Origin of the sequence: Dietzia maris, assembly GCF_014144855.1 — a bacterium.
Lineage (GTDB): Bacteria > Actinomycetota > Actinomycetes > Mycobacteriales > Mycobacteriaceae > Dietzia > Dietzia kunjamensis.
In genome coordinates this window covers 1-9,008 of record NZ_JAALDN010000169.1, presented here as the reverse complement: position 1 = coordinate 9,008, position 9,008 = coordinate 1, and the positions used below count along the sequence as shown (strand labels likewise).

At 70.6% G+C, this 9,008-nt stretch carries 9 protein-coding genes; 4 read left to right on the top strand and 5 right to left on the bottom strand.

Annotated elements, in window-relative coordinates:
- Window positions 1-791, top strand: a 791-nt coding sequence (locus tag G6024_RS06260; protein ID WP_159148301.1) for an ABC transporter ATP-binding protein, incomplete at its 5' end; no start/stop codon positions are given.
- Here G6024_RS06260 and G6024_RS06255 read toward each other — a convergent pair.
- Together G6024_RS06255 and G6024_RS06250 are read right to left on the bottom strand one after the other, a co-directional pair.
- Window positions 777-2,765, bottom strand: a complete 1,989-nt coding sequence (locus G6024_RS06255) for a hypothetical protein (RefSeq protein ID WP_159148300.1) — start codon at window positions 2,763-2,765, stop codon at window positions 777-779. The genes G6024_RS06260 and G6024_RS06255 overlap by 15 nt on opposite strands.
- A 136-nt stretch (window positions 2,766-2,901) precedes the next feature.
- Entirely contained in the window at window positions 2,902-3,942 is a 1,041-nt protein-coding gene (locus tag G6024_RS06250; RefSeq protein ID WP_390890280.1) for an ATP-grasp domain-containing protein, read from the bottom strand.
- Window positions 3,943-4,408: 466 nt separating this feature from the next.
- On the opposite strand from G6024_RS06250, the gene G6024_RS06245 reads away from it, so the two are divergent.
- Window positions 4,409-4,798, top strand: coding sequence for a DUF1622 domain-containing protein (locus G6024_RS06245; RefSeq protein ID WP_159148299.1), 390 nt, complete (start codon window positions 4,409-4,411; stop codon window positions 4,796-4,798).
- Between the two features lie 2 nt (window positions 4,799-4,800).
- Here the strand turns inward: G6024_RS06245 and G6024_RS06240 are convergent, their stop codons facing one another.
- Entirely contained in the window at window positions 4,801-6,153 is a 1,353-nt protein-coding gene (locus tag G6024_RS06240) for a cytochrome P450 (RefSeq protein WP_159148298.1), read from the bottom strand.
- A 172-nt stretch (window positions 6,154-6,325) separates the two neighbouring features.
- Here G6024_RS06240 and G6024_RS06235 point away from each other — a divergent pair, with 172 nt between their 5' ends.
- Entirely contained in the window at window positions 6,326-6,637 is a 312-nt protein-coding gene (locus G6024_RS06235) for a hypothetical protein (protein WP_159148297.1), read from the top strand.
- A gap of 11 nt (window positions 6,638-6,648) precedes the next feature.
- On the opposite strand, the gene G6024_RS06230 is transcribed toward G6024_RS06235, so the two are convergent.
- Both G6024_RS06230 and G6024_RS06225 read right to left on the bottom strand, forming a co-directional pair.
- Window positions 6,649-7,839 (bottom strand): methyltransferase, encoded by a 1,191-nt coding sequence (locus G6024_RS06230; RefSeq protein WP_235027781.1) that lies wholly within the window; start codon window positions 7,837-7,839, stop codon window positions 6,649-6,651.
- A 139-nt stretch (window positions 7,840-7,978) separates the two neighbouring features.
- Window positions 7,979-8,314, bottom strand: a complete 336-nt coding sequence (locus G6024_RS06225) for a hypothetical protein (RefSeq protein ID WP_159148295.1) — start codon at window positions 8,312-8,314, stop codon at window positions 7,979-7,981.
- Between the two features lie 200 nt (window positions 8,315-8,514).
- Here G6024_RS06225 and G6024_RS06220 point away from each other — a divergent pair.
- Window positions 8,515-9,008, top strand: a 494-nt coding sequence (locus G6024_RS06220) for a class I SAM-dependent methyltransferase (RefSeq protein ID WP_159148294.1), incomplete at its 3' end; no start/stop codon positions are given.

Genomic DNA, 9,008 nt, shown 5'->3' with positions numbered 1-9,008 from the left:
TCCGCGACCTGGACCTGCAGGTGCCGCCGGGGACGATCACCGCGATCGTCGGGGCCAACGCGTGCGGCAAGTCCACGCTGCTGCGCTCGATGTCCCGACTGCTGCGACCCCGCGGCGGGCAGGTGCTCCTCGACGGCGAGCAGGTCCACCACATCCCCGCCAAGAAACTCGCCCGCACCCTGGGGCTACTCCCCCAGTCGCCGATCGCGCCCGAGGGCATCACCGTCTCCGACCTGGTGGGGCGCGGTCGGAACCCGCACCAGGGGATCTTGTCGAGGTGGTCGAGGGACGACGACGAGGCCGTGGCCGCAGCCCTCGAGGCGACCGGCACCCTCAAGCTGGCCGACCGGGCCGTGGACGAGCTGTCGGGCGGTCAGCGCCAGCGCGTGTGGATCGCCATGGCCCTGGCCCAGAACACCGACCTACTCCTGCTCGACGAGCCCACCACGTTCCTCGACGTGGCGCACCAGGTGGAGGTGCTGGACCTGCTGGTGGACCTCAACCGCGACCGCGGCACGACCATCGTCATGGTGCTGCACGACCTCAACCTCGCGGCCCGCTACGCCGATCACCTGGTCGCGCTGGCCGACGGCCGGGTGCACTGCAGCGGGGCGCCGGACGAGGTGCTCACCCCGGAGATGGTGCGGGCGGTGTTCGGGCTCGACGCGGTCGTGATCGACGACCCCACCTCGGGCCGGCCGCTCATGCTGCCGCTCGGGCGGCACGGGGTGAGGGGCGGCGTACCAACCGGGCCGGGTCGGGCCGCGCCGCAGTCCTCAGAGCTCCGGTAGCCGGTCGGCGCCCCAACTGCCGTGGATCAACTCGGTCACCCGTGAGATCTCCTCGGCCGTGACCGATGCGGTCTCGCCGGGCTCGAGGGTGTCGAAGTGGAAGATGTACAGCCGGGAGGCGAACTCCTCGAAGGGCAGCGACGACTCACCGAAGCGCTCGCCGTTGCCGGCGGTGCTCACCACCACGCCGTTGCCCCAGTCCTGCCCGCTGTCGTTGTTGGGGTTGAAGAAGTAGACGCGCATGGTCTCGTCCGGGTCCAGCGCGACCCGCAGGATCGTGATGGCGTGCCACCCGACGAACCGCGCGGAGGAATCGGTGACGGCGACCCCGGCGGGCTGCGGGTGGATGAGCGGCTGGTTGCCGTTGTGGAACGGGTGGTAGCTGCCGTAGAAGTGCCGCAGGAAATCCTCGAGCCCGGTCAGCCTGCCGGTGGCGACGTCCACGTTGATGCTGAAGCCGCGGGCGGACCACCAGCCGTGGAACTCGGGGTTGACCCACCGGTGGGGGTCGCCCGGGCGGTCCGAGCACAGGCGGCCCATCTCGGCGTAGATCCGGTCCAGGTGCGGCACCACGAGCAGCGACACGGGGTCGAGATCCACGGGCAGCATGGTGGCCAGGCCCGCGTCGAGTTCGCGGGAGGAGATCGGCCGGCCCTCGAAGTGCATGACCACCTCGTTGTCACGCGCCGCCCACGCGATGATCTGCAGCAGGTAGTCGGGGTCGTTGTACGCCCACATCGACAGCGCGCGGGCGGACTGGCAGGTGGGGTTGTCGCCCTGCCCCACGCCCAGCGGCTGCCCGAGCATCGACAGGGTGCCGGCGAGAAGCCAGACGCGCCCCTCGTGAGCGGGACCGCACGAGAGGGCGAGTCGCTCGGCCGCGTAGCCGGACAGCGGCAGTGCCAGCAGCCGCCACAGCGCGGGGGCGGCGGGCGGCTGGAAGAGGATCCCCCGCTCGAGCAGCAGCGCCAGCCCGTAGACGGATTGCGCGGTCTCGGGGTGCACGGCCGCGTCGATCAGGGCGTCGACCAGACCGTGGAAGCACAGCAGGCTCTCCCGGCCCGTGCTGGACAGCCCGAGCGCCTCGCTGAGCAGGAAGCTGCCCTTCTCCCGCAGGAACCGCACGAGCACCGGGTGGTACGGCGACACCAGGCCGGTGTCGTGCATCGACCGCGCGAACCCGGCCGCCTCGTACTGCAGGGTCCCCTCGTCCATGGACTCCAGTCGGGAGAGGTAGACGTCCACCCCGGGGTCTTCGCGGCTCGCCTCGGTGGTGCCGTAGATGCTGCTGATGAGCCGGTCGATGCCCACGCCGCCGCCGCTGGTGCCCAGCTGCGGGTCCTGACGGGCGATCGAGATCTGGGTGATGGTCTGCTTGATCTGGTCCACCTGGATGGGGCGTTGGCGCAGGATGCGCCAGATCTCCTCGACCAGTTGGTCGAGCACGCCGTCCAGACCGATCTCCGAGGCGATGTGCGCCAGGGCCGCGCGGGTGACGGTCGCCATCCGGCCCTGTTGCGTGCGCTCGGCCTCGGTGGCCACGGTGAACAGCAGTGAGGCGTTGTTGGCGAGCACCTCGGCGAGGTGCTGGCGCGCCTGCTCGGCCGTCATTTCGGGATGCTCGTACTGCCCCTGCGCCACGGCCGTCAGCCGCAGGTCGCTGACGATCTCGGTGACGACCTTGTCCGAGTCGGAGCTGCGAAGGGTGCCGGCGCTCAGGGCCGGGATCAGGGCCGCCGGCGAGTCCCAGTCGGTGCCCTCGAAGATCCCGGCGGCCTCGAGCTCCCGGGCCATCGCCTGCACGGCCCCGGCTCCCCCGTCCTGAAGGAGCACCAACCGGGCCCCGTCCAGGACGCGCCGCAGACGGGACGACTTGGTCACGTCACCGGCCTCGGCGAGCGCTCTGGTCGCGTCGGCCAGGGAGGCGACCCGCTTGTCCAGCACCCGCGTCGTGCCGGGCTCGTCGTTTCCCACTTCGTTCCACTCTCCGTCTCTCGCCGCCACGTCGTGCCGCGTCGTCCCCGGTCGTCCCAGGCCGCGCCTGGCCATCCCACGTCGTTCCACGTCCGCCCGCCGGTACCGTACCCGCGGGCCGGTACCGGCCGAGGCGTCACACGTAGAAGTCGAGGTCCTCCTGGTTGCGCAGGACCGATCGCATCTCGTAGGCGTCGTCGCCGAAGAAGTAGACCAGGCCCCAGTGGGTGCCGAAGGCGGTGCGCTTGGTAACCGTCTCCTCGACCGGTGCGGTGAGCTCGTGGGACTCGAAGTACTCGTGGTCCTCGGTCGCCTCCGGGATCTCGAGCGTGGAGACGACCCGGCGCCGCGGGTAGACGCCGAAGCACCCGGCGTGTCCCTTGGCGTCGACCACCTCGCGCGGGAAGAACGCGGCGATCTCCTCCTCGGTGGTCTTGGGGTCGAACGCCAGGACGAGGCCCTGGTAGGCGTTGAACCCGTAGGTGCGCTCGAGCAGTTCGAAGACCTTGAACCCCGGCGGCCGGTAGGCGACCTCGCCGAAGTACATCTCGCCGTCGCTGGTGACGAAGTACTCGGGGTGGACGAACCCGAACTTGATGTCGAAGGTCTTGATGAGCTTCTCGATCTGCCGGGTGATCTCCGGGCGGTACTTCTCCAGCTCGGGCGAGGCCGGCACGAACACCGAGTAGCCGAGCGTGACGTACTCGGAGATGTTGAGGAACACGATCTTCCCGTTGTGGACCCAGGCCTCCACGGCGAACTCCCAGCCGTCGAGGTGGGACTCCATGAGGACGGGGAACTCTTCCTCGGGGATCGTGTCGACTTCGTCGGGCGTGCGGATGACGCGGTGGCCGAGGCATCCGGCCTTGTCGAAGGCCTTGAGGTGGATCGGGTCGTTGGGGTCGCCGTCGAGCTTGAGCAGGGTCTGGTTGACGCGCTTGAGGAACCGGATCACGTCGTCCCGCTCGTGCGCCTCCTCGAAGATGCCCACGCGGATCCCGCCGAGCTGCGCGCGCCGCTTCATCAGCGCCTTGTCCCGCAGCAGCAGCGACTGCCCGTACAGGGTGGGGTTGTCGAGCAGCATCGAGTTGATGGCGCCCGCCCACTCGACGGTCTCCTCGAACAGCGGGATCGCCACGTCGACGCCCATGTCCCGTAGCGTCTCGGCGATCTCCATAGACCGGTCGTTGAGCCGCTCGAAGTCCCACGGGACGTACGGGATCTGGTGCTGACTGCAATATTCCTCGGCCCAGGGCGGTGCCACCACGACGTAGCGGCGGTCGAACTTGTCGAGCGCGTCGATGGCGTTGGGCACCCAGCCCAGCAGTGCGACGTAGCCCTTGTCGGGGTCGCGCAGGTGCTCGTTGGGGTCGTGGGTCGGGTTCGGACGAAGGTCCGTGGCTCCGGTGGTCGATTCTGTGGTAGGCGTCTGCAAGTGCGGTGCCTCCTCGAGTTGGCGCGGGTTCGATCTGCGTGGGCCGATCAATCCAGGGCGGTGGGCCACAAACGTACCCAAGACCCGTCTCAGTGCAACTGGTTACGAGATCGGCGAACGCCCGGGCGCGCGGCGGGGGTCCCCCTAGGCTCGTCGGACAACGCCGTCCGGGTCGCCCCGGTGCGGATCCGGGTGAGAGGAGTCAAGGGTGCCTTCCAAGGAGTACATCGAGGCGGTCGGCGAGGTGATCGATGCGCTCGGGGTGGCGGCGATCGTCATCGGCATCGTGGCGGCCACGGTCATCGCGGGGTGGCGCCTGCTCAGCCGGCAGCCGGACACCTACCGGCACTTCCGCCGGTTCCTCGGTCGGTCGATCCTGTTGGGGCTGGAGATCCTGGTGGCGGCGGACATCATCAAGACGGTCGCGGTGACCCCGACGCTGGAGAGCGTGGCGGTGCTGGCGGCGATCGTCGTGATCAGGACCTTCCTCAGTTGGTCGTTGGAGCTGGAGATCTCGGGCCGGTGGCCGTGGCAGAAGTCGAGGGCCCCCGGGACCGCGCCCCGGGACGCCGCCACCTCAACGGTGCCGTCCGACTAGCGTCACCGGCGCCGGACGGTGATCCGCCCGCCGCGACGGGGTGCGAACGCGACCCCCCTCGAGTGCCACCGCTCGTCACGCTCGGTCGTGGGGACGATCTCGTACATGCTGAGCACGGTGCGCAGCACGACATCCATCTCCATGGCCGCGAACGCCGCACCGATGCACCGCCGGGTCCCGCCCCCGAACGGCAGCCACGCCGGCGGTGGCGTGGTGCCGAGGAAGCGGGACGGGTCGAACCGCTCGGGCTCGGCGAAGTGCGTGCTCGCGTCGTGCAGTAGCGAGATCGCGACCAGCACGTTGTACCCGCGCGGGATCCGCCACGGGCCGAGGTCGAGGTGCGGGACCTGCACGTTGCGTCCGGCGAGGTCGATCACCGGCCGGCTGCGCTGGACCTCGAGGATCGTGGCGCTGCGGTAGTCGGTTCCCCCGGCATCGACCTCGGCGACCAGCTCGCGTAGCACCGCGGGGGTGCGGCTGAGCCGCTCCAGCGCCCAGGCGAGTGTCGTCGCCGTGGTCTCGTGCCCGGCCACGAGGAGTGCGGTGAGCTCGTCGCGGATCTCGTCATCCGTCATGGACGATCCGTCGTCGTAGGTGCTCTGCAGCATCATCGCGAGGATGTCGTCGCGCTCGCCGAGCCGGTCGTCGCGGCGACCCCGGGTGATGAGGGCGCCGATCGCCTCGTCGTACACCTTCTTGTAGCGGGAGAACCGGGCGCGCGGGCCCACCGCGCCGAGCCGTGCCGGCAGCTCCGGGGTGATCACCACCGCCGAGCCGGCCTCGACCATGGGCGGGATGACGCGGCGCAGGGTGTCGAGCTCGTCGTCCCGGGCGCCGAACACGGTCCGGAGGATGACGTCCAGCGTGATGCGGGTCATCGAGGGCATGGAGGCGAACGGTCGACCGGCGACCCACGAGTCGAGCTCGCGACGGGTCTCCTCCTCGACGATCGCCTCGTAGGCCTTGATGCGTCTGCCGTGCAGTGGCGGCGTGAGCAGTTTCCGGCGCCGGCGGTGGTCGGTGCCCTCGAGCGCGAACATCGAGTTCTCCCCCAGGACCCGGCCCAGGTTGGGGTCGACGTTGGTCAGCGACTCCTGCGGGGCGGTGAACAGCTCTTTGGCCAGCGCGGGGTCGGAGATCACCACCGCGCGCCCGTAGATGGGAAGGTGCACGGTGAACGCGGTGCCGTACCGCCGGTGAAGTAGTCGGAGAGTTTCCCGCCGGGCGATCCCGAAGCCCACGCCCTGGACTGGCCTGGGCAGCCGGGGCCCGGGTGGGAGCTGGGGTGCGCGCTCGCCCTCGGTGGAGTGTCCGTCGCCAGCGGCGGGAGCCGACCTGTCCGTCATGCTGTCCATGGCATCCTCGGCCTCGGGTGGGGTGCGGGCGCCGCCAGCCTACGTTCCGAAATCGCCGTGGTGGCGGGGTAAGTGCGACGACGACGAGGTGCTCCACTGCCGCCGGAGACCCGCCGACTGCTCGCTCGGCCGAACCGGCCATCCGGGCTCGCCGGGGTGACGAACCCCTGTCATGCACTCCGCCTCGCAGTCCCCTCGGCCCGCCGACTTCCCACTGGCGGCGGACAGCTCTGACGTTGAAGGGCTGTGGGCGGGCTCCTCACACGACGACCCCGAGCTCGCCGACCCCGGGCACGGCGCACCCGAACAGACCGATCCCGAGCGCGGCGACTTCCTCGCCGCCATGCGCGCGTCGTGGGACGACTGGGTGCCCGTCGCCACCACGGGCTGGGGCGCGGTGGTGCTCATCGCCCCGTTGCTCGCAGTGCATGCGCTGGTCTGGGCGTTCGGTGGGCGCCGCCCCCGTGAGGTGTTTCGCTTCTAGGTGATTCGGTTCTAGGTGTCCCGCCTCGCCCCCACCCGCCACAGGATGGTGCGCTCCTTCGAGCGCGCCGCGTGGAGCGGATCGCCCGTGTCAGATGCGCGCGAGTGCCGGGGCGTCGTCTCGTGGGTGCCGATCACGGTCAGCCCGGCGCCGGCGATGCGGGTCAGCAGCTCGTCGCGAGTGCGTAAGCCGAGATGCTCGGCGAGGTCGGACAGGATCAGCCACCCTTCGCCCCGCGGCGTGAGGTGCTGCGCGAGCCCGTCCAGGAAGCGGCCCAGCACGTCCGAGCCCGGGTCGTAGATCCCCTGCTCCAGAGCGGATGTCGGACGACCCGGAATCCACGGCGGGTTGCACAGCACCACGTCGGCCCGCCCGGAGTCGCCCACCTCGTCGTCGTCGTCGTCACAAGGCCACAGGTCGGCCTCCACCACGTCCACCCGGCCCGCCAACCCCAGCCGACCCACGTTGTCGCGCGCGCACTGCACCGCGCGCGGATTCATGTCGGACGCCACGACCTCCCGGGCCCCGCGCCGGGCCAGGACGGCCGCGAGCACGCCGGTTCCGGTGCCGATGTCCCACACGATCGGGTCCTCGACACCCTGCGGCCAGGGGGTGTCGGCGACCAGGTCGATGTACTCGCCACGGGTGGGGGCGAACACGCCGTAGGCGGGATGGATCCGGGCCCCCAACGCGGCCACCTCGATGCCGCCCAGGTGCCATTCGTAGGCACTGATGACGCCGAGGAGCTCGGGCAGCGAGACCAGCGTCTCCCGACCGGTGGAGTCGTTGCCGTTGTGGGTCGGCGGCCCGTAGGCATGGGTGCAGGCGGCCCGCACATCGGGCGCTCGGCGCAGCCGAACCGAGTTGTCCTGCTTCAGGGGGATGAGGATCTTTCCCAGCGTCTCCGCCCGCTCTGCGCGTGCCTTCCGGTTGGCGAGGAACACATCGCTGGCGTCGGAGCTCTGCGGCGCCCGGGACGCCCGCTTCTGCAGACGCCGGTCGAGGGCGCGCATGAGCTGGCGGGCGTTGTGGAAGTCGCCTCGCCACAACAGACCGGTGCCCCGCCGGATCATCCGAAGCGCCTTGTCCGCGGCGATGTCGTCGTGGATCACCACGATGTCCCGCGGCGGCGGCGCGCCGTTCTCCGAGCGCCACCCGGCAGTGCGGTCCTCGCCCTTCTCTCGCCAGCTGACAGTGGTCACAGGCGACCCGGGGGCGGCAGGAGAAGACACGGGAGTCCTTCGAACGGGCGCGCCCTCGACCGAGGGGAGGAATGACGCGCGAGAGCAAGCTACCCGCGAACCGGGCCGCACCCAGTGTCTCAGCTCCGCCGCCGACCGGTTACTGCCAGTCGATCTCATACGGCTCGGCCCGCGCCGAGTGCATCCGTCCCCCACTGACGAAGTAGCCATCGGTGTAGGTGGCCGTGTCGGAGGGGATGCCGTGGGCGAGTGCGTAGAGCTGGGCCGCCAGGTCATCGGCATCGAACGCGCCGGAACTGTCGCGATGGGGGGTGATGATCACGGTCCTGTCGGCGAAGACCCCGGGCGCTCCCGTCAGAGTGATTCGGCGAGCGCGGTAGTCCCCGGCGCGAACGAGGGCGAGGGCTTGGCGGAGCACCGTGTCGTAGCGGGTGCCGGTCAGTGGTGTGGCGATGTGCATGGCCGACAGCGTCACACCCGTCGGCGGCGTCCTCGCCCGCGCGACGGTCCCCGGCAGGGCAGCCTGTGGAGAGTCGCGTGCCCTGTGAGTGTGGTGCCGCTGCCTTCAGGGTTCCGGTCTCCCTGCCTCGGTTCTACGATGGGAGTCGAGGCATTGGAGCTCATCATGAGTGCATCGCAGGCCGACCTCTGGAGTGGCCCCTCGGGCAGTCGTGGGTGCGCAATGCGCTCGCGTACGACACGATTCTCGAGCCGCTCGGTCGCGCGGCCCTCGACCGCCTGGACCTCGGCCCACCGCAGCGGGTTCTGGACATCGGGTGCGGGACCGGGACAACGACGTTGGAGATCGGACGTCGGGTGCGCCCGGACGGGTCGGCGGTCGGCGTGGACGTGTCCCGACCGATGGTCGAGTGCGCGCAGGCTCGCCTGGTAGACGAGACGGGCGCGGAGAACGTCGAGTTCCTCACCCTCGACGTGGAGAGCGAGCCGCTGCCCGGCCCGTTCGACGCCGCGTTCTCGCGGATGGGCGTGATGTTCTTCGACCGCCCCGAGGTGGCGTTCTCCGCCGTCCGGGCGGCCCTCGAACCGGGCGGCCGGCTCGCGTTCGTCTGCTTTGCCGCGCCCGCCGCGAACCCGTTCATCACCGTCCCCACCGGCGCCGCGTTGGCCCGGCTCGGCGGTGCCCCCGTGCCACCTCCGGGCGCGCCGGG